Source organism: Pseudomonas sp. R1-1, assembly GCF_051132135.1.
GTDB lineage: Bacteria > Pseudomonadota > Gammaproteobacteria > Pseudomonadales > Pseudomonadaceae > Aquipseudomonas.
Genome location: NZ_CP071663.1, coordinates 4,354,788 through 4,373,985 on the forward strand (window position 1 = coordinate 4,354,788; position 19,198 = coordinate 4,373,985).

General features: G+C 62.5%; 21 protein-coding genes and 1 riboswitch. Of the genes, 3 read left to right on the forward strand and 18 right to left on the reverse strand.

Going from position 1 to position 19,198, the window contains the following annotated elements; translation table 11 throughout:
- The first annotated feature begins 92 nt into the window (after positions 1 to 92).
- Entirely contained in the window at positions 93 to 1,364 is a 1,272-nt protein-coding gene (locus J3P75_RS19465; RefSeq protein ID WP_434590764.1) for an OmpP1/FadL family transporter, read from the forward strand.
- Positions 1,365 to 1,464: 100 nt separating this feature from the next.
- Here J3P75_RS19465 and J3P75_RS19470 read toward each other — a convergent pair whose 3' ends face one another.
- From J3P75_RS19470 to cobO, 14 genes are all read right to left on the reverse strand, one after another.
- Positions 1,465 to 2,025 carry a glutathione peroxidase gene (locus J3P75_RS19470; RefSeq protein WP_434707857.1) on the reverse strand — a complete coding sequence of 187 codons (561 nt, stop codon included), beginning with the start codon at positions 2,023 to 2,025 and terminating at the stop codon, positions 1,465 to 1,467.
- 54 nt (positions 2,026 to 2,079) lie between these two features.
- The gene (locus J3P75_RS19475; protein ID WP_269458358.1) at positions 2,080 to 2,202 is read right to left on the reverse strand and encodes a hypothetical protein; all 123 of its coding nucleotides are present in this window, start codon (positions 2,200 to 2,202) and stop codon (positions 2,080 to 2,082) included.
- On the reverse strand, positions 2,199 to 3,407 hold the full coding sequence (locus J3P75_RS19480) for an MFS transporter (RefSeq protein ID WP_434707858.1): 1,209 nt from the start codon (positions 3,405 to 3,407) through the stop codon (positions 2,199 to 2,201). Before J3P75_RS19480 ends, J3P75_RS19475 begins: the two co-directional genes overlap by 4 nt.
- 53 nt (positions 3,408 to 3,460) lie before the next feature.
- Positions 3,461 to 3,865, reverse strand: coding sequence for a MarR family winged helix-turn-helix transcriptional regulator (locus J3P75_RS19485; protein WP_203421285.1), 405 nt, complete (start codon positions 3,863 to 3,865; stop codon positions 3,461 to 3,463).
- Positions 3,866 to 4,041: 176 nt separating this feature from the next.
- Positions 4,042 to 4,764, reverse strand: coding sequence for an adenosylcobinamide-GDP ribazoletransferase (locus tag J3P75_RS19490; RefSeq protein WP_434707859.1), 723 nt, complete (start codon positions 4,762 to 4,764; stop codon positions 4,042 to 4,044).
- A 1-nt stretch (position 4,765) separates the two neighbouring features.
- Positions 4,766 to 5,341: an alpha-ribazole phosphatase family protein gene (gene cobC, locus J3P75_RS19495; RefSeq protein ID WP_434707860.1), complete on the reverse strand. Its 576-nt coding sequence runs from the start codon at positions 5,339 to 5,341 to the stop codon at positions 4,766 to 4,768.
- Positions 5,338 to 6,393, reverse strand: a complete 1,056-nt coding sequence (gene cobT / locus J3P75_RS19500; protein ID WP_434707861.1) for a nicotinate-nucleotide--dimethylbenzimidazole phosphoribosyltransferase — start codon at positions 6,391 to 6,393, stop codon at positions 5,338 to 5,340. The genes cobC and cobT overlap by 4 nt, the downstream gene beginning before the upstream one ends.
- Entirely contained in the window at positions 6,390 to 6,911 is a 522-nt protein-coding gene (cobU, locus tag J3P75_RS19505; RefSeq protein ID WP_434707862.1) for a bifunctional adenosylcobinamide kinase/adenosylcobinamide-phosphate guanylyltransferase, read from the reverse strand. Before cobU ends, cobT begins: the two co-directional genes overlap by 4 nt.
- Before the next feature lie 141 nt (positions 6,912 to 7,052).
- On the reverse strand, positions 7,053 to 8,504 hold the full coding sequence (locus tag J3P75_RS19510; protein ID WP_434707863.1) for a cobyric acid synthase: 1,452 nt from the start codon (positions 8,502 to 8,504) through the stop codon (positions 7,053 to 7,055).
- A complete protein-coding gene (cobD, locus tag J3P75_RS19515) occupies positions 8,501 to 9,493 on the reverse strand; it encodes a threonine-phosphate decarboxylase CobD (RefSeq protein WP_434707864.1) in 993 nt (330 codons plus the stop codon). Before cobD ends, J3P75_RS19510 begins: the two co-directional genes overlap by 4 nt.
- Entirely contained in the window at positions 9,486 to 10,394 is a 909-nt protein-coding gene (gene cbiB / locus J3P75_RS19520; protein WP_434707865.1) for an adenosylcobinamide-phosphate synthase CbiB, read from the reverse strand. Before cbiB ends, cobD begins: the two co-directional genes overlap by 8 nt.
- Positions 10,391 to 11,041 (reverse strand): 5,6-dimethylbenzimidazole synthase, encoded by a 651-nt coding sequence (bluB, locus tag J3P75_RS19525; protein WP_434707866.1) that lies wholly within the window; start codon positions 11,039 to 11,041, stop codon positions 10,391 to 10,393. Before bluB ends, cbiB begins: the two co-directional genes overlap by 4 nt.
- Complete coding sequence (locus tag J3P75_RS19530) at positions 11,038 to 12,438, reverse strand: cobyrinate a,c-diamide synthase (protein WP_434707867.1); 1,401 nt, start codon at positions 12,436 to 12,438, stop codon at positions 11,038 to 11,040. The genes bluB and J3P75_RS19530 overlap by 4 nt, the downstream gene beginning before the upstream one ends.
- Positions 12,435 to 13,046, reverse strand: coding sequence for a cob(I)yrinic acid a,c-diamide adenosyltransferase (cobO, locus tag J3P75_RS19535; RefSeq protein WP_258450034.1), 612 nt, complete (start codon positions 13,044 to 13,046; stop codon positions 12,435 to 12,437). Before cobO ends, J3P75_RS19530 begins: the two co-directional genes overlap by 4 nt.
- Positions 13,047 to 13,126: 80 nt before the next feature.
- Positions 13,127 to 13,350, reverse strand: a riboswitch (cobalamin riboswitch).
- 163 nt (positions 13,351 to 13,513) lie between these two features.
- Here cobO and J3P75_RS19540 point away from each other — a divergent pair.
- Both J3P75_RS19540 and J3P75_RS19545 read left to right on the forward strand, forming a co-directional pair.
- Positions 13,514 to 14,098 (forward strand): hypothetical protein, encoded by a 585-nt coding sequence (locus J3P75_RS19540; protein WP_434707868.1) that lies wholly within the window; start codon positions 13,514 to 13,516, stop codon positions 14,096 to 14,098.
- A 66-nt stretch (positions 14,099 to 14,164) separates the two neighbouring features.
- Positions 14,165 to 15,478 carry a PQQ-dependent sugar dehydrogenase gene (locus J3P75_RS19545; protein ID WP_434707869.1) on the forward strand — a complete coding sequence of 438 codons (1,314 nt, stop codon included), beginning with the start codon at positions 14,165 to 14,167 and terminating at the stop codon, positions 15,476 to 15,478.
- Between the two features lie 130 nt (positions 15,479 to 15,608).
- Here the strand turns inward: J3P75_RS19545 and J3P75_RS19550 are convergent, their stop codons facing one another.
- The 4 genes from J3P75_RS19550 to J3P75_RS19565 all read right to left on the reverse strand — a co-directional run bounded on the left by J3P75_RS19550 (position 15,609) and on the right by J3P75_RS19565 (position 19,195).
- On the reverse strand, positions 15,609 to 16,145 hold the full coding sequence (locus J3P75_RS19550; RefSeq protein WP_016773700.1) for a C40 family peptidase: 537 nt from the start codon (positions 16,143 to 16,145) through the stop codon (positions 15,609 to 15,611).
- Positions 16,146 to 16,364: 219 nt separating this feature from the next.
- Positions 16,365 to 16,982: a C40 family peptidase gene (locus J3P75_RS19555; protein WP_090282434.1), complete on the reverse strand. Its 618-nt coding sequence runs from the start codon at positions 16,980 to 16,982 to the stop codon at positions 16,365 to 16,367.
- A gap of 228 nt (positions 16,983 to 17,210) precedes the next feature.
- Positions 17,211 to 17,915: a DnaA regulatory inactivator Hda gene (gene hda, locus J3P75_RS19560; protein WP_007919828.1), complete on the reverse strand. Its 705-nt coding sequence runs from the start codon at positions 17,913 to 17,915 to the stop codon at positions 17,211 to 17,213.
- Positions 17,916 to 18,121: 206 nt separating this feature from the next.
- Positions 18,122 to 19,195, reverse strand: coding sequence for an AI-2E family transporter (locus tag J3P75_RS19565; protein ID WP_434707870.1), 1,074 nt, complete (start codon positions 19,193 to 19,195; stop codon positions 18,122 to 18,124).
- Between the last annotated feature and the right edge of the window lie 3 nt (positions 19,196 to 19,198).

Below are 19,198 nucleotides of genomic sequence, written 5' to 3' on the forward strand. Positions count from 1 at the left end.
ACAAAACCGCTCTAAATCAAGGCATACGGGCTATAGCGCTGCGGCGAAAATGTTGGTAATTTTCGCCCCGGTGATCACCAGGAGTTCTAATAATGAAAAAAGTCATGCTCAAAACCACCCTTAGCCTCGCCGTTACCCTTGCCTCCACCCAGATTTTCGCGGCAGGTTTTGCCCTTAACGAACAAAGCATCAGCGGGATGGGGACGGGTTTTGCCGGGCGATCTTCTTCTGCCGACGACGCAAGCACTGTTTATGGCAACCCGGCCGGCATGGCGCGCATCAAGCGCGAACAAGTCACCGGCGGTGTCGCCCTGGTTGACGCACATACCGATATCAGCGACGCCAGCTCCAGCCCCAACCGCGGCAGCAACGACGGTGATATGGTGCCTCTCACCGCCGTGCCGATGGGCTTTTATGTCAAGCCGATCGACGATCACTGGGCATTCGGTCTGGGCGTGTACGTGCCGTTCGGCCTGATCACCGATTACGAAAACGGCTTTGCCGGCCGTTACTTCGGCAGCAAGTCCGAAGTGCAAGTCATCACCTTCCAGCCAACCGTCAGCTACGCCTTCAACGACAAGGTGTCGATCGGTTTCGGTCCGACCATCAACCGCATCGACGGCTCGCTGGAATCGAACCTGTCGATCACCCAGGCGCTGCCGGACGGCAAGGTCAAGATCAAGGGTGACGACACCGCGCTGGGCTACAACATCGGCGTGCTGGTGCAAGCCACCGACACCACGCGCGTGGGCCTGACCTACCACTCCAAGGTCGACTACAAGCTCGAAGGCGACACCAAGGTCAAGTACGGCGCACTGGCGCTGGCAGGTCTGGGCGCCAGCCAGAAGTACGACGCTTCGCTGAAGATCACCACGCCGGAATCGGTTGACCTGTCGGTTACTCAGGCAATCAACGATCGCTGGAACGTCTACGCCGGTACCACCTGGACCCGCTGGAGCCAGCTGGACAAGATCACCGTGAAAAACTCCGGTGTGCAGCCTGCGCTGGCCGGCCAGTTCGGCTCGATCAACGAAGACCAGAACTGGCATGACTCCTGGGCTTACGCCGTCGGTACGTCGTACCAGTTGAACAAGGAATGGGTACTGCGTACCGGCCTGACCTTCGACCAGTCGCCGACCAACAACGAAGACCGCTCGCCACGTATCCCGACCGGCGACCGGACCATCTTCAGCATCGGTGCCGGCTGGAGCCCGACCGATGACCTGACCATCGACGTTGCCTACTCGTACCTGAAGGAAGAGTCGGTCAACATACGCAACGAAAACGCACGTGGCCAAAGCTACGACGCCAAGTATGAAAACTCGGCAAACGGTTTCGGTGTCGGCGCGACCTACCGCTTCTGATGCACGCTGGCGAGGCTGACCCTTCGCCCGCAAAAAAGCCCCGCTCTCTTGTCAGAGGCGGGGCTTTTTCATGCAGTTCCAAATGTGGGAACAGGGTGAGTCAGTTGGCCAACGGCTTCGAGGCAATCGCCTTCTCGATCGCCGCAATGAACTCTGGATCATCCGGCTTGGTCAGGCTTGAAAAACTGGCAACGACCTTGCCCTGCCGATCGATCACGTATTTATAGAAATTCCATTTCGGCGCATTGCTCTGCGCAGCCAGCACTTGAAACAGGTGCGTGGCATCGTCGCCGCGGACCTTTTGCGGTTCGGTCATGTTGAAGGTGACGCCGTAGTTGGCGTAGCAGACCTTGGCGGTTTCGGCGCTGTCCCTGGACTCTTGCTTGAAGTCATTGGACGGCACGCCGAGCATTTCCAGGCCCTGGGGCTTGAAGCGCTGATTGACCGCCTCAAGACCTTCGAACTGCGGGGCGAAACCGCAGAAGCTGGCGGTGTTGACCACCACCAGCGGTTTGTCCGCGTACTGTTTGCACAGATCGATGGATTCCTTGGCCCGCAACTTGGGCAGCGAACCTTGAAGCAGCTCCGGGCAATCCGCGGCCTGGGCGAGGCCAGTGATCGCCAGCAGCAATGCGGGAACAGCACACCAACGCATCAACATGTTGAACATCCTTGAGCAGTTGTCAGGCCTCGACGTTACTCGCCATGCCGGGTTCTAGCAAATGCTCATGCCCAACTGCATCAGGGCCAGCCCCCCCTGCTGCCAGCCCCACCACGCCAGCGCCAGCAGCGCGGCGCCGAGTGCGCTGATGGCCAGTCGCGGCCAGAGGCGATTCACGCGGCGCTCGCACTGGCTTGCAGGCGTGCGACCGGGCGCTCGCGCACCGGCCAGTTCAGCGCCGCGGCCAACAGACTGAGCAAAATCGCCACTTGCCAGATCAAGTCATAACTCCCGGTGCGGTCGTACACCACCCCGCCCAGCCAGCCGCCGAGGAACGAGCCAAGCTGATGGAACAGGAACACGATGCCACCGAGCATGGACAGGTTGCGCACGCCGAACAAGGTCGCCACCGTACCGTTGGTCAGCGGCACCGTCGACAGCCACAAAAAGCCCATGGCCATGCCGAACAGGTACGCCGATGTGGTGGTGACCGGCAGCCACAGAAACAGCACGATCACCACCGCCCGCAACAGGTACAGCCCGGTCAGCAAACGCGGCTTGGACATGCGCCCACCGAGCCAGCCAGCGGTGTAGGTGCCGAAGATATTGAACAAGCCGATCAGCGCCAGCACCGTGGTGCCGACCGTCGCCGGCAGGTGCTGGTCGACCAGGTAGGCCGGCAGGTGCACGCCGATGAACACCACCTGGAAACCGCAGACGAAAAAGCCGAACGCCAACAGCCAGAAACCTGAATGCGAACAGGCTTCGCGCAGGGCTTCGGACAGGCTTTGCTCATGCCCGAGCACCGGCAACGGCTTGTCCTTGAGCATGCTCACCAGCGGCACGATCATCGCCACCAACAGGCCGAGCACCAGCAGCGCCGCCGACCAGCCGAGCCAGCCGATCAAACCGAGGGTGCCCGGCAACATCGCGAACTGGCCGAACGACCCGGCGGCGCTGGCAATGCCCATGCCCATGCTGCGTTTCTCTGCCGGCACCGCTCGCCCGACCACGCCGAGAATCACCGAGAACGAAGTGCCGGACAGGCCGATACCGATCAGCAGCCCGGCACTGAGCGACAGCGTCATCGGCGAATCGGACAAGCCCATGCAGACCAGCCCCAGCGCATACAGCACACCGCCGATCAGCACCACTTTCGCCGCGCCAAAGCGGTCGGCCAGCGCACCAGTGAACGGCTGCGCCAGGCCCCAGATCAGGTTCTGCAAGGCGATGGCGAAGGCGAACACTTCACGCCCCCAGCCGAACTGCGCGCTCATCGGCGACAGAAACAGACCGAACCCGTGACGCACGCCCAATGACAACGCCAGGATCAGCGCACTCCCCAGCAACACCCAACCGCACGTACGCCACATCGATGTCATTATTATTCTCCGGTCGCGGGTATATACCCGCTTGAATTCGGAAAAAACCGGCCTCAGGCCAGTTCATCCAGCAATTTGAGCAAGGTCTCGCGTTTTTCCGCGCCGAGCCGGTCGATCAAGCGTTCCTGCGCCGCTTCCCAGGCCGGCAATGCTGCCGCCAGGCGCTGCGCACCGGTTTCGGTCAGACGGACGATGCGGTTGCGCATGTCCTCGCCTTCGGCCAGCGCCACCAGCCCTTCGCCTTCCAGCACCCGCAGATTGCGTCCGAGGGTGCTGCGGTCCAGGCCCATGGCTTCGGCCAGTTCGGAAATGCTCGGCTGATCCAGACGCTGCAGGTTGCACAGCAGAGAATACTGGGCAACGTTGATCCCGAAGCCGTCGAGGGCGCCGTCGTAATGCCTGCTGACGCCACGCGCGGCGCGACGCAGGTTGATGCACAAACACTGAGAAGGAAGCATGGTGCGTGTATATACCCGCGACTGTGTTAAATCAAGTTACAGATGGATTTTGACCGGAACATTTGTGGTGGCTGGAATATCGCTATCGCGAGCAGGCTCACTCCTACAGGGGAACGCATTCCAATTGTAGGAGTGAGCCTGCTCGCGAAGAGGCCGGCATCATCAACGCGAATCTTTCAGACGAGGACCAGCCCGACCAACACCCCCATCTCCAGCAATTCCAGCAACGCCCCCGCCGTATCCCCAGTCGTCCCGCCCAACCGGCGCATCATCACCTGACGCAGCCAGACAAACATGACGACGGAAATCACCACCGCAACGATCCCGGCAATCAACGCGCACGCAAGCGCACTCACGCCCAGCACCCACCAGCCCGCCCTGCGTGGCAGATGGTCGGCCAATGCCTGCCCCAAGCCGCCGGCCCGCACATACGGCGTGGTCAGAAACAACCCCAACAATGCCGCCCGCCCCAGCAGCGGCACGATGATCAATGCCAGCCCCTGCCCTTGCTCGATCAGCGCCAGCAACGCGGCGAACTTGAGCAGCAACACCAGCACCAATGTCACCACCGCAATCGGCCCGCTGCGCGGGTCTTTCATGATCGTCAGCGTGCGCTTGCGATCACCGAAACCGCCGAGCCAGGCGTCGGCGCTGTCGGCCAGACCATCGAGATGTAGCGCGCCGCTGAGCAACACCCAGACCGTGAGCAACAGTGCCGCGTGCAGCAGCAACGGCGCACCGGCCAGCAGCAGATTCAAACCCCAGAGGATCAGGCCAAACAACAAACCCACCAACGGATAGAACAGCAATGAGCGACCGAGCTGTTCCGGCTCGGGCATCCCCGGCAGCCGAATCGGCAAACTGCTGAGAAACTGCAAGGCGATCCACAGCGGCAACATCTCAGTGACCTTCCTTGAGCGAGCCATCGGCCGCCACCGTCAGCGCAAATAGTGCGCCATGACCCACCTCGACATTCAGCAGTTGCTCGCGAGGCAAACCGCGCGCCCGCGCCAGCAGCAGGCGCATCACGCCGCCATGGCTGACCAGCAGAATCCGCTCACGTGCGTACGCGGCGTACAGCCGTTCAATGGCCGCCAATACCCGCGCCGAAAAGTCGCTGACCGCTTCTCCATCCGGTGGCGTAAAGGCATACGGATTAGCCCAGAACAGCCCCAACGCCTCGGCGTCAGTCTCCATCAGCGCCGCCGCACTTTGTCCTTCCCAAGCGCCGAAATGCAGTTCCTGCAAGTCCTCGTCCAGATGCACGCTGAGGTTCAGTTGTTCGCCGAGTTCGGCGGCGAACCGCGCGCAACGCTGCAACGGCGAGCTGACGATTCGATCCCACGGTCCGCCCGCGACCACCGCCGCGCGCATTTGCGCCCAGCCCTGCTCGGTCAGCGCATCATCAAGACTGCCGCGCAAACCGCCGCCCAGTTCGGTTTCGCCGTGGCGCAGCAGATGCAGATGCAAAGTCATGCCGGACGATCCGCCACTGCCGCTTCGGCGAACGTTGCCATGTGCCCGTGCAGATCGCAGGCCAGGCGCAACAGCGGCACCGCCAGCGCCGCGCCACTGCCCTCGCCCAAGCGCAGACCGAGTTCCAGCAGCGGCTCGGCCTGCAGCGTTTCGAGCACATGCCGATGCCCCGGCTCGGCCCCACGATGGCCGAACAGCAACCATTCGCGGCAGGCCGGATTCAGGCGCACCGCGACCAGCGCGGCGACTGTGCAGATAAAGCCGTCGACCAGCACCGCAACACCCTCCTGCGCCGCCGCCAGATAAGCGCCGACCAGCGCGGCGATTTCGAACCCACCGAGGTTGAACAGCGTCTGCAACGCATCGCCGCGCTGTGCCGCGTGCAGTGTCAGGGCACGCTCGATGACCTGCGCCTTATGACTGACGCCTGCGGCATTCAACCCGGTGCCGGGACCGGTCAGGTGCGCGACCGGGCAATCGAGCAAGGCGCAGGCCAGGGCGCTGGCCGCCGTGGTGTTGCCGATGCCCATTTCGCCGCCGATGAACAACTGCGCGCCCGCCGCTTTCGCCCGCAACAGGCTGTCACGCCCGGCCTGCAAGGCCAACTCGCCCTGGGCTCGGGACATTGCCGCGCCGTGGACGAAGTTCGCCGTGCCCGCGCCGATGTTCAGGTGACGCACGCCCGGCAGATTCAGCGCCGGATTCACCGTGCCCAGATCGACCACTTCCAGCTGCGCGCCGAGCTGGCGCGCCAGGACGCTGATCGCCGCTCCGCCGCTGACGAAGTTGAGCAGCATCTGCCCGGTGACTTCCTGCGGGAACGCCGAAACGCCCTCGGCGACCACGCCGTGATCGCCGGCAAAAATCGCGATCCAGATCTGCTCCAGCGTCGGTTTGACCTGCCCTTGCAGGCCGGCCAGTTGCACCGCAACGGTTTCCAGCCGACCGAGCGAACCGGCCGGTTTGGTCAGTTGCTGTTGCCGCGCCGCCGCTTGTTCAACGGCGTTGTTGTCGACCGATTGGCACGGGTTGAGCCACCAGGCTTGAGTCATAACGCAGGTCCTTTCAGAGTCAGGGGCAGGCCGGCAACGGTCAGGACAACTCGCTGACAACGCTCGGCCAGAGCTTGATGCAGCCAACCGGCTTCATCGACGTAGCGGCGAGTCAATTCGCCCAGCGGCACGACACCCATACCGGTCTCGTTGCTGACAAAAATGATTTCACCCGGCAGCGAGGCCAGGCAGTCGAGCAGCGCCTCACGCTCGGCGGCGAGGCGTTCGGCGTCGTCGAGCATCAGCAGATTGGTCAGCCACAAGGTCAGGCAATCGACCAGCAGGCAACGCTCGGCGCTGGCGGATTCGCGCAGCACCCGGGCCAGTTCCAGCGGCTCTTCGATGAGTGCCCATTCAGCGGGACGGCGGGCGCGGTGGTGAGCGACGCGCGCGTTCATTTCGCCATCGAGTGGTTGGCTGGTGGCGATGTAGGTCACCGCCAGATGGCTATCGCTGGCGAGTGTTTCTGCCAGCCGGCTTTTGCCGGAGCGGGCGCCGCCGAGGATCAGTTGGAGCATCGGAACATCCTGAAAGTTATTTATTGAGGCGGCTGCAGTCATCGCTAGCAGGCTAGCTCCCACAGTGAACAGCGGTTGTTCATGACCTTTGTATACGACGCGAAACCCTGTGGGAGCTAGCCTGCTAGCGATGCATTCACCTCAAATCCCACAGAGCTCACGCAACAACCCGGTATCCAGATGCTGCTCCACCAGATCCGCCAAACGCTCGATGTCGCGCTCGCGCAAGCCGTGGTAATCCACCGTTTGCACATCGCTCAACCCGGCCCAGCGCAACATCGCCACACAAGCCTGGGGCGATTCGAACAAGCCATGCAGATAGGTGCCGAATACCTGGCCGTCAGCACTCTGCGCGCCATCGCAACGACCGTCATTCAGCAACACTGCTGCGTTCTCCAGCGCCGGTCCGCGGGTGACGCCAGCATGGATTTCATAGCCGCTGACTTCCGCGTTTTCCAGCGCCAGCCGCCCGCGCACGTTGCGCAATTGCTTCTCGGCTTCGAGCGTTGTTTCAAACGCGAGCAAACCCAGCCCGGCGCTGGAACCTGCTGCACCTTCCAGGCCCAACGGGTCGTGGACCTGCTCGCCCAGCATTTGCAGGCCGCCGCAAATGCCCAGCACTTTGCCGCCGTAGCGCAGATGCCGGTTGATCGCGGTTTCCCAGCCGTTGCCACGCAGATACGCGAGGTCGCTGCGCACGCTTTTCGAGCCCGGCAGGATGATCAGGTCCGCAGGCGGAATCGTCTGTCCCGGCCCGACAAATTGCAGATCGACCTGCGGATGCAAACGCAGCGGATCGAAATCGGTGTGGTTGCTGATGCGCGGCAGCACCGGCACCACGACTTTCAGCACCTGCTCAGCCTTGTCGGTCTGACGCTGGTCAATGCCGTCTTCAGCCTCAAGGTGCAGGTCCAGCACATACGGCAATACACCAACCACCGGTTTGCCGGTGCGCTGCTCGAGCCAGTCAAGGCCCGGTTGCAGCAAGGCGATGTCACCGCGAAAGCGGTTGATGATGAAACCCTTGACCCGCGCCTGCTCGCTCGGCGACAGCAACTCCAGAGTGCCGACCAGATGGGCGAAAACCCCGCCGCGATTGATGTCGGCGATCAGCAGCACCGGGCAATCCACCGCTTCGGCAAAGCCCATGTTGGCGATGTCGCCGGCACGCAGATTGATCTCGGCCGGCGAGCCCGCGCCCTCGACCATCACCAGTGGATACGCTGCGCTTAGGCGTTCGTGCGATTCCAGCACCGCCTGCATGGCGATGGCTTTGTAGTCGTGATAGGCGACGGCGTTCATCGTCGTCACCGCGCGGCCGTGGATGATCACTTGCGCGCCGGTGTCGCTGTTGGGCTTGAGCAACACCGGGTTCATGTCGGTGTGCGGTTCGAGATACGCGGCTTGCGCCTGCACCGCTTGTGCCCGGCCGATCTCGCCGCCGTCCGCCGTCACCGCGCTGTTGAGCGCCATGTTCTGCGGCTTGAATGGCACCACCGCGACGCCCTGACGGGTCGCCCAGCGACACAGCGCCGTCACCAGCGTACTTTTACCGGCATCCGACGTGGTGCCCTGCACCATCAGCGTGGTCATGGGTGTTCCTTATGGTAGGCGGCGAAGGCCTGTGCGAGTCGCAGCTCATCGGCGGCATCGCCGGGCAGGCCGAAACGCAGGCTGCTGTTGTGAGCAAAGAGACGCAGGAGAATGCCGCGCCGGGCCATGAAATCGTGCAGCGTTTCGGCGTCTTCGGTGATCAGCCACTGAAACAGCGCGCAGCCGCCCTGCGGCTTGAAACCGTAGCGCTCGAGCAATGCCGCCAGTCGTTCGCTGGCTTCATCGCTGCGAATCCGTTGGCGCGTATGATTTTCGGTGTCTTGCAGACACGCCTGACCGAGCATCCGCGTCGGCCCGCTGACCGCCCACGGTCCGACCTGTTCGGCGAGCAGTTTGAGCAACTTGCGCTCGGCCAGCACGAAGCCCAGGCGCACCCCGGCCAGACCGAAAAACTTGCCGAACGAGCGCAACACGATCAGGCCGATGAGATGGCTATGCGCGGCCAGGCTCAAGTGCGGCGTGTTGTCCATGAACGCTTCGTCGACCACCAGCCAGCCGCCGCGCTGGGCCAGCCGCGCGTGCCAGTCGAGCAGGCGCGCCGGGGTCAGGCTGAGGCCGGTCGGATTATTCGGGTTGACCACCACCAGTACGTCGAGGCTGTCGAGAAAGAACTCGACTTCCTGCTCCAGCACTTCGCGGACGATATAGCCACTGCGCCGCCACGCCTCGGCGTGTTCGGCATAGCACGGCGACAACACGCCGACCTTGCCGGCACGACGCAAGCGCGGCAGCAACTGGATGGCCATCTGCGAACCGGCCACCGGCAGCACTTGCGAGGCGCCGTAGTAATCGCACGCCGCCTGCTCCAGGCCATCGTCGGTTTCCGGCAAGCGAGCCCAGGCGCGCAAGGGGATCTCCGGGATCGGAAAAGGCCACGGCGCCAGGCCGCTGGACAGATCCAGCCAATCGACTTCGGCAATGCCGTAGTCGTGTGCCGCCTTGCGCAGTCGGCCACCGTGCTCAAGCATAGAATTCAGCCCCCACGCAAAGAATCAGCAGCCATAACCATACCCCGCGCTGGACCAATTGCCAGCCGCGCTCGATGGAATCGGCATCGGCGGGAGCGCCTTCACCGAGTTGCGGGCGTTCGTGCAGTTCGCCGTGGTAGATCGCCGGCCCGCCCAGCTCGACGCCGAGTGCGCCAGCGCCAGCCGCCATCACCGGGCCGGCGTTGGGGCTGTCCCATTGTGGCGCCTGCGTACGCCAGCACTTGAGTGCGAGGCGGGTTTTGCCGAGGAGCGCGTAGGTCAGCGCCACCAGCCGTGCAGGAATGTAGTTCAACACATCGTCGATTTTCGCCGCCGCCCAGCCGAAGCGCTCGAAGCGTTCGTTGCGATAGCCCCACATCGCGTCCAGCGTGTTGCTCAAGCGATAGAGCACCACGCCCGGCGCACCGGCGACGACAAACCAGAACAGCGCAGCAAATACCGCATCGCTGCCGTTTTCCAGCACCGATTCGGTGGCGGCGCGGGCCACGGCGTTGCTGTCGAGTTCGTCGGTCTGGCGGCTGACCAGATAGCCGACGCGAGTGCGCGCCTCAGTCAGATCCTCCGCGCGCAATGCCGCAGCCACTGGCGCGACATGTTCGCCGAGGCTGCGCATGCCGAGGGCGCAATACAGCGCAACAATCTCCACGACCCAGCCAACATAAGGCGCCCAGGAAAACGCCGTGGCGAGCAGCGTCAGCGGCAGCACCGCGATCACCCACGCGGTCACGCCATGGCTGCGCCAGCCGCGGCCACCGGCGTTGAAACGTTGCTCGATGCGCCCGGCAAAATTGCCGAACGCCACCAGCGGATGCCAGCGTTTCGGTTCACCGAGCAGCGCATCCAGCGCCACTGCGGCGACACTCAACAACGCCACACTCATTGACTCACTCCCCAATAATTTTCGTACAGCAATTCGTTCAGCGGACGCGCCTGCGCCCAGCCTTCGAGGACCAGCATCGGCGCCGGGTAGAATTCCTTGACCGGGCCCAGACAAAGCACCGCCAGCGGCTCGGCGCCCGGCGGCAATTGCAGCAGATCCGCCAGCGCTTGCGGCTCGAACAGCGACACCCAGCCCATGCCCAATCCTTCGGCACGCGCCGCCAGCCACAGATTCTGGATCGCGCAGGACAGCGAAGCCATGTCCATTTCCGGCAGCGTGCGCCGGCCGAAGATGTGCTTTTCGCGATCGTCCATCAGCGCCGCCACCAGTACTTCGGCGCAGTCATTGATGCCCTCGACTTTGAGTTTCATGAACTCGTCGCTGCGCTCGCCAAGGGCTTCAGCGGTGCGCACGCGTTCTGCTTCCACCAACTGCTGGATCTGCCCGCGCAGGGTGCGGTCGCTGATGCGGATGAAGCGCCACGGCTGCATCAGGCCGACACTTGGCGCCTGATGGGCGGCTTCGAGCAGACGCTGTAGCAGTTGCGGTTCAACGGTGCCGCCGCTGAAATGGCGCATGTCGCGGCGCTCAGCGATGGCTCGGTAAACCGCCTGGCGTTCGGCGTCGGAAAATGCGTTGTCGGTCATGGCCCCATCGCTGGCAAGCCAGCTCCCACAGGGGATTGCGTTTCGTCAGGTGTTACACCGTCCAATGTGGGAGCTAGCCTGCTAGCGATAGCGGTTTCAGAATCAGGCACAAACAGCGCGGCAATCGCAGTCGGGTTCGATGGAAAATAAAAGTGCACATAAGAAGCTGTCATCCGCCCTTCACGATAAACCGCCTCGGCCCCGCGCCCGCCATTCGGGCTCAGCCCACGGGCAATCGGCGTCAGCTCGGTGGTCGTCAGCGAATGGTGATACGTGTGCCCGCGCAACGAGCCTTCCGGCAGATCGACCGCCTGCAGCGCCAAGGCCGCCAGACGCTTTTGCATCACCGCATCGCCCTGCAACAACCCGACCAGTTCAGCACGGGTGCCTTCGACATCGGTCAGCGAATCGAGCAGATACAGCATGCCACCGCATTCGGCCAGCAGCGGTTTGCCCGCCGCGTGGTGTGCACGGATCGCCTCGAGCATTGCAGTGTTCTGTGCCAGTGCAACGTGGTGCAGCTCGGGGTACCCGCCCGGCAGATACAGACTGTCCGCCTCGGGCAATTGCGTGTCGCGGATCGGTGAGAAGAAGCTCAACTCGGCGCCCATCGCCTGCAACAGATCGAGGCTTGCGCCGTAGGTGAAGGCAAATGCCTCATCGCGGGCCACCGCGATCCGCACGCCGTTCAACAACGGCTCGGCAGCAATCACATCCGGCGCGGCGAACTCGACTGCTGGCGGCAAGGCGACTTCGCAACTGCTGGCCAGTGCGTCGGCGGCAGCGTCGAGGCGCAGGTCCAGATCATTCAGTTCGCTGGCCTGTACCAGGCCGAGATGGCGGCTCGGCAGCTCGATACCGGTCTCACGCGACAAGGCGCCGTACCAGCGCAGGCCTTCGGTGAGACTGCCTTCAAGCAATTGCGCATGACGCAAGGTGCCGACGCGGTTGGCCAGCACTCCGGCGAATGGCAGGTCCGGCTGATATTTCGCCAGGCCCAACGCCAACGCACCGAAGGTCTGCGCCATGGCGGTGCCGTCGATCACCCCGAGCACCGGCACGCCAAAGTGTCGCGCCAGATCAGCGCTCGACGGCGTGCCGTCAAACAGGCCCATCACGCCTTCGATCAGAATCAGGTCCGCGTCGCCGGCGGCTTCCCACAACAGGCGACGGCTTTCCTGCTCGCCGACCATCCACATGTCCAGTTGATAGACCGGCGCACCGCTGGCGCGCTCGAGGATCATCGGGTCGAGAAAGTCCGGGCCGCATTTGAACACGCGGACCTTGCGCCCCTGATTGCGATGCAAACGGGCGAGCGCGGCGGTGACGGTGGTCTTGCCCTGGCCGGAAGCCGGCGCGGCAATCAGGACGGCCGGGCAGTGACGGGGCTGATTCAAAGTTCGACGCCTTTCTGCGCTTTGATGCCGGCCTGGAAGGCGTGCTTGAGCATGCCCATCTCCGTGACCGTGTCGCCCATCTCGAGCATTTCCGGCTTGGCGCCGCGACCGGTAACCACCACGTGCTGCATCGGCGGCCGCGCCTGCAAATCGCTGAGCACCTGATCGAGATCCAGATAGCCGTGCTTGAGGGCGATATTCAATTCATCGAGCACCACCAGCCCGATCGACGGATCGCGCAGCAGTTCGCGAGAAACTTCCCACGCCGCCGTGGCGGCGGCGATATCGCGCTGGCGATCCTGGGTCTCCCAGGTGAAACCTTCGCCCATCACATGGAAGCGCACTTGCTCGGGGAAGCGGCGGAAGAACAGCTCCTCGCCCGTGCTGTTGCGGCCCTTGATGAACTGCACCACACCGCACTGCATGCCGTGGCCCATGGCGCGGGCGAGCATGCCGAAGGCCGAGCTGCTTTTGCCTTTGCCGTTGCCGGTCAGCACCAGCACCAGGCCGCACTCGTCGGGCGAATTGGCGATGCGTTCGTCGATCACGGCTTTTTTACGCTGCATGCGCGCCAGATGGCGTTCGTCGCGCTCGGGGGAATCGGTCATGGGGAGCTCTCCGTTGAGACGGGTAAACGGCGGGCAGGCACAAGATTAGACGGCAAAAAGCCTGGCATCGCCCACCGTGATGCCGCTGGATGGATCAGGCCGGTCTCCGGGCTCATGAGCGGCGTAGGCCAGACTGCGCGCCTTCCCGCTGTTGAGCAGTGGCATTGAACGCAGTGTTCACTCATTTACCGTTGCGGGGGCAGCGCCGGGATCGTCGTGGCTTCGCGTGAAGACCACCCTCACCGGCTTCCCTGTTTCACTCTGTCGACGCAGGTCACAGAGCACCTGAAACAAGCGGCGAAGGTTAGAGGGTTGGGGGTGGAGCGTCAATTAAAGAGGCGGCCATCGGGCGAGAAACTGCCACCAATCAATTATCTGCGGGCAATCTTGTGCCAGACTGTGACAAGTGATATCAAAGAGCCATGCTTTTCTCGAAAAAGCACACCACAACAATAAGGACGATGACGATGCAAGGCATGATCATCAGCAACCCGCGCCTGGAATTCCTGCGCCCGGTGCTTGAACGCTGGTTTGACTGTATCGACCGCTACAACACCGTGCGCGGCGACGGCGATACGCCGTACTGGCATGATGAGAAAGCCAACCTCGGCCTGCTTTCGGCCGCAGCCTGGATGGCCGAACTGGTGACCTTGAACGACACCGTCACCCGCAAACAGAACGAAGACGGCGAGCGCAATGCCCGCGCCGATCTGTTTATCGCCGGCAGCGAAGACCGCGCCTTCATTCAAGCCACACAGCGCTGGCCACGGGTCAACAACCTCAACCTGACCCAAGCCCTGGCCGATATAACCTCTGACGCCAAACGCACCAGTTATGCCAGCGATCTCAAACTCGGCTGCCTGTTCGTCGCCCCGCAAAAAGCCCAGCACAGCGCCAGCCCCGAAGAGCTGCAGGACATGGTCGACGATCTGCAAAAGGGACACACCTGCGCCGTGGCCTGGTATTTCCCCTATGCCTACCGCAAATTGCACAGCGAAGCGGGCAACTATCACCCGGGCATTGCCGTGCTGTTCAAGGAAGCCCGCGGTTGAGCAGTTGAACCATCGGGCTTGCGCCCTCCTCTATGGTTAGGAATGCATTCATAGGGAAGATCAGCAATGCGCAAGCCCCACCTCGTTTTCGTCATCGCCCTCGCCGGCGGGCTCAGCGCCTGCGGCGAAACCTCTAGCCTGCAAGTCTCCGACGGCACTGGCCCGTCGCCGAAACTGCCGGAACCGAACAAGACCCTGATCCCGACGGTGAACATCGCCCCGGCGATCGGCTGGCCCGAGGGGGCAAAACCAACAGCCGCGGCCGGCACTCAGGTCGCCGCGTTCGCCGAAGGCCTCGATCATCCGCGCTGGCTGTACGTGCTGCCCAATGGGGATGTGCTGGTGGCCGAAACCAATGCGCCACCGAAACCGGACGACAGCAAAGGCATTCGTGGCTGGGTGATGAAAAAGGTCATGGGCAAGGCGGGCGCCGGCGTACCGAGCCCGAATCGCATCACCTTGCTGCGCGATGCCGACAAGGATGGTGTGGCCGAGACGCGCACGGTGTTTCTGCAAAACCTTAATTCGCCGTTCGGCATGACCCTGGTCGGCAACGATCTGTACGTGGCCGATACCGATCGCCTGTTGCGCTTCAATTACGAGCCCGGCACCACCGAAATCAAGTCACAGCCGATCAAGGTCGTCGATCTGCCGGGCGGCACGCTGAACCATCACTGGACCAAAAACGTGATCGCCAGCAAGGACGGCAGCAAGCTCTACGTCACCGTCGGTTCGAACAGCAACGTCGGCGAAAATGGCCTGGATCAGGAAGAGGGTCGCGCGGCGATCTGGGAAGTCGATCGGGCGACCGGCAATCACCGGATCTTCGCCTCGGGCATCCGCAACCCCAACGGCCTGGCGTGGGAGCCCACCAGCGGCGCGCTGTGGACGGCGGTCAACGAGCGTGACGAGATCGGCAGCGATCTGGTGCCGGATTACATCACCTCGGTCAAGGACGGCGGCTTCTATGGCTGGCCATTCAGCTATTACGGCCAGCACGTCGATGTACGGGTCAAGCCGCAGAACCTCGATCTGGTGGCCAAGGCCATCGTCCCGGACTACGCGGTCGGCCCGCACACCGCCTCGCTGGGCCTGACCTTCGCCGAGGGCAACACGTTGCCGGCGCAATTCAAGGAAGGTGCGTTCATCGGCCAGCACGGCTCGTGGAACCGCAAACCGCACAGCGGCTACAAAGTGATTTTCGTGCCGTTCAGTGGCGGTAAACCCAATGGCACGCCGGTGGATGTGCTGACCGGCTTCCTCGACAAGGACGAGAACGCGCTGGGCCGCCCGGTGGGCGTGGTGATCGACCCGCAAGGCGGGTTGCTGGTAGCGGATGATGTCGGCAACAAAGTGTGGCGCGTGTCGGCCACAAAATAACTTTCGCCTGACACAAACCACTGTGGGAGCTAGCCTGCTAGCGATGGCGGTAGACCAGTCGATATCAATGTGACTGACACTCCGCGATCGCTAGCAGGCTAGCTCCCACATTTAATTTTGTGTGATTGAATTAAGGGTTATGCGCCAACTGCCCGGGCTGCAGCACCCGCTTGGCACTCAGATAGGCCTTCTGCCAATACGCCTTCGACAGGCTGTCGAGCTTGACCGTGCCGCCCGTTGCCGGCGCATGCACAAACCGCCCTTCGCCGACATAAATGCCCGCATGGCTGACCTGCGAGCCGCCGTTGGTGGCGAAGAAAATCAGGTCGCCGGTCTGCAAGCCTTCCTTGCCGACATTCGGTGCCTGCATGACGATCATTTCGCGGGTGGAGCGTGGCAGCGAGATCCCCGCGGCATCGCGGTAGACGAAACCGATCAGGCCGCTGCAATCGAAACCCGAATCCGGCGTGTTGCCGCCCCAGCGATAAGGCGTGCCGACGAGGCCGAGCGCGCGAAACAGCACGTCTTCCGCCACCGGAGAAAAAGCCTGGGAGGGACCGAACACAATCGGCGCGCGAACCACGGGGGCTGGCGGCGGTGTACGACTGGCGCAAGCGCTGAGCAGCGCGGCGCAGAGGATCAAGGTGAGGCGGGCCGACATCGTCATAAGCAGAACATCCTGATCAGGCTGCGGCTTTCTCTGCCGAATGGACAGAAACAAAACCGCCTGCGTCTGTACGCAGGCGGTTTGCCATCAATATGATTCAGGATTCTAGCGGCTACGCGGCAAACTTCAAGTAAGACTTTAACTTCACCTTGTAAAGTTTGTGTCTACTCCGTTTGCCGGTAGCCTGAGTATCGCCACGAACGCAGCGACAACAGGGAATTACTTGCGCGCGGTGACCACGGTCGGAGCGTTCGCCAGGGCGCGTTTCGCTTCGATGAAGGTCTTGCTCCAGTAGCTGTCACCCAGGCTGTCGATGCGAACACCGCCGCTGCGACGACTGCTGGAGTGGATGAACTGGTTGTCGCCCAGGTAGATCCCGGCGTGACTGACCCGGCCGCGACGGCCGTTGGTGGCGAAGAACAACAGATCGCCCGGCTCAAGGTTGCTGCGCGCAACCAGCGGCGCATCAACGTTGATCATTTCGCGGGTGGAGCGCGGCAGGTTCATGCCGGCTTCTTCGCGGAACAGGTAACCGATGAAACCGCTGCAATCGAAACCGGCTTCAGAGGTACCACCGAAACGGTAACGGGTACCGATCAGGGACATGCCGCGTTCGAGAATGCTGTCGGCCAGAACAGGAAGCTGATAAGGCTTCTTGCCGTTGAATTCATTGAGTTCTTTTTCGGTGTCCAGCTCTTCCTGATAAATAACGGAAGACTGGGCCGTGGCGGAATTTTTAACCTGTTGAGGCTGCTCTTGAACTGGAGAATGAGCAGCGCAACCGTACAACAGGGTGACGAGTGCGAGAGGCACGAGGGGTGCGAAGCGCTTTAGCATGGGCACGACCGTGGCTGATAGTTGTAAAGAAGCCGAGACTATGCCCGCTATCGTCCTCATTTGCAAATTCAATCGAACTTTATGTGACTTGGCGGTTTCTCGTTTACATCTAAGCGCTTAAGCCCATTTGAACCGATACGCAGCCTGCAACCCATGCAGGAATGCGGATTTTCTGGCGCCTGAAAGATGCCGTCCTGCCCTTGAACCCCGCAGAACGACAGGCTCGGCTTACCAGCCGAGGGTTTCTTTGAGGAAGGGAATGGTCAGCTTGCGTTGGGCCTGCAACGAGGCCTGGTCAAGCTGTTCGAGCAGATCGAACAACGCACTCATGCTGCGCGTGCCGCGAGTCAGGATGAAGTGCCCGACCTCGTCGGTCAGGTGCAGACCACGACGCGATGCACGCAATTGCAGCGCACGCAATTTGTCTTCATCGGAAAGCGGACGCATCTGGAAAATCAGCGCAAGGGTCAGGCGCGATTTCAAGTCGGCCAGTTTCACCGGCAGTTCGCGTGGCGAAGTCGACGCAGCGATCAGCAGACGCCGACCGCTGTCACGCAGACGATTGAACAGGTGAAACATCGCCTCTTCCCAGTCCGCCTTGCCGGCAATCACCTGCAAGTCGTCGAGACAGACCAGTTCGTATTGTTCGAGGTTGTCGAGGATTTCGACGCCGCGGTCCATCAACTCGGCCAGCGGCAGGTACACCGCTGGCTCGCCCATCTGCTCGAAACGCAAGCACGCGGCCTGCAACAGATGCGTGCGCCCTACGCCGTGTTTGCCCCACAGGTAGATCAGGCTCTCTGTCCAGCCGGCGTCGGCTTCGCAAAGACGCTCGACATAGCCGAGTGCAGCGGCATTGGCGCCTGGGTAGTAGTTGATGAAGGTGGCGTCGTCACGCAGACGCACACCTAGGGGCAGCTGAATCGGTTTCATGCTGACTGAACGGTTACCAAGGAACCGTTAGTGGCCTCTGTGTAAAGTTGGCGAAGTTTATACCCGTGACGCTGAGCGCACAATGCGACAGAGTCCAAGCAAAATCAAAGGTTTGCGTTAACGCCTTGGTTTCCTGACAGATTCTTTGGCGCCGACGCCTGCCGAAAACGCGGCAACCCGGCGGTTCGCCGGGTTGCCCTTCGCTCTTACACCTCCGGCTCGTCCACACCACTGTAGATGTCGGAATCCTTGTACAGGTCGTGCACATGGCGCACCAGGACCATGATCACCGCCGCCACCGGCAACGCCAGCAACACCCCGGTAAAACCGAACAGCTCGCCACCGGCGAGAATGGCGAAAATCACCGCCACCGGATGCAGGCCGATGCGGTCGCCCACCAAAAGCGGTGTCAGCGCCATGCCTTCCAGCGCCTGCCCGACCATGAACACCGCGACGATGCCGACCATCGGGTATAGATCGCCACCGAACTGGAACAAACCGGCGATCAGCGCCGCGCCGATACCGATGACGAAGCCCATGTACGGCACGATCGCCGCCAGACCTGCGATCAGGCCGATCAACAGCCCCAGCTCCAGACCGACGATCATCAGCCCCGCCGCGTAGATCACACCCAGCGCCAGCATCACCAGCAACTGCCCGCGCACGAACGCGCCGAGCACTTCATGGCATTCGCCGGCCAGCGCCACCACGCGCTCCTCGCGATCACGCGGCAGCAGGCTGCGGATCTTCGCCATCATCACGTCCCAGTCGCGCAGCAGGTAAAAGCTCACCACCGGAATCAGCACCAGATTCGCCAGCCAGCCAATCAGCGCCAGACTCGACGCCGTCGCCTGGCTCAGCACCACGCCGACGATATCGGTGGTCTGGCCCATGTGTTCACTGATTGCCGCCTTGACCTTGTCGAACTTCCAGAAACCGTCCGACAGCCCCAGCTTCGCCTGCGCCCACGGCACCGCGGTGTGCTGCAGCCAGTCGAGCATCTGTGGCGCCAGCTCGTACAGACGCAGCAACTGCTTGGCGAGCATCGGCACCAGCACCAGCAACAGCGCAGTAACGATCAAGGTGAACAAGGCGAACACCGCGATGACTCCCCAGGTGCGCGACAGACCCGCGCGCTCCATACGATCCACTAGCGGATCGAACAGATAAGCCAGCAGCAGCGCAACCAGGAACGGCGTGAGGATCGGGTGCAGCAACCATACAAACGCGCAAAGCAGGACTACCCCACCGAGCCAGAACCAACGCCGCGTATCGGCCATTTA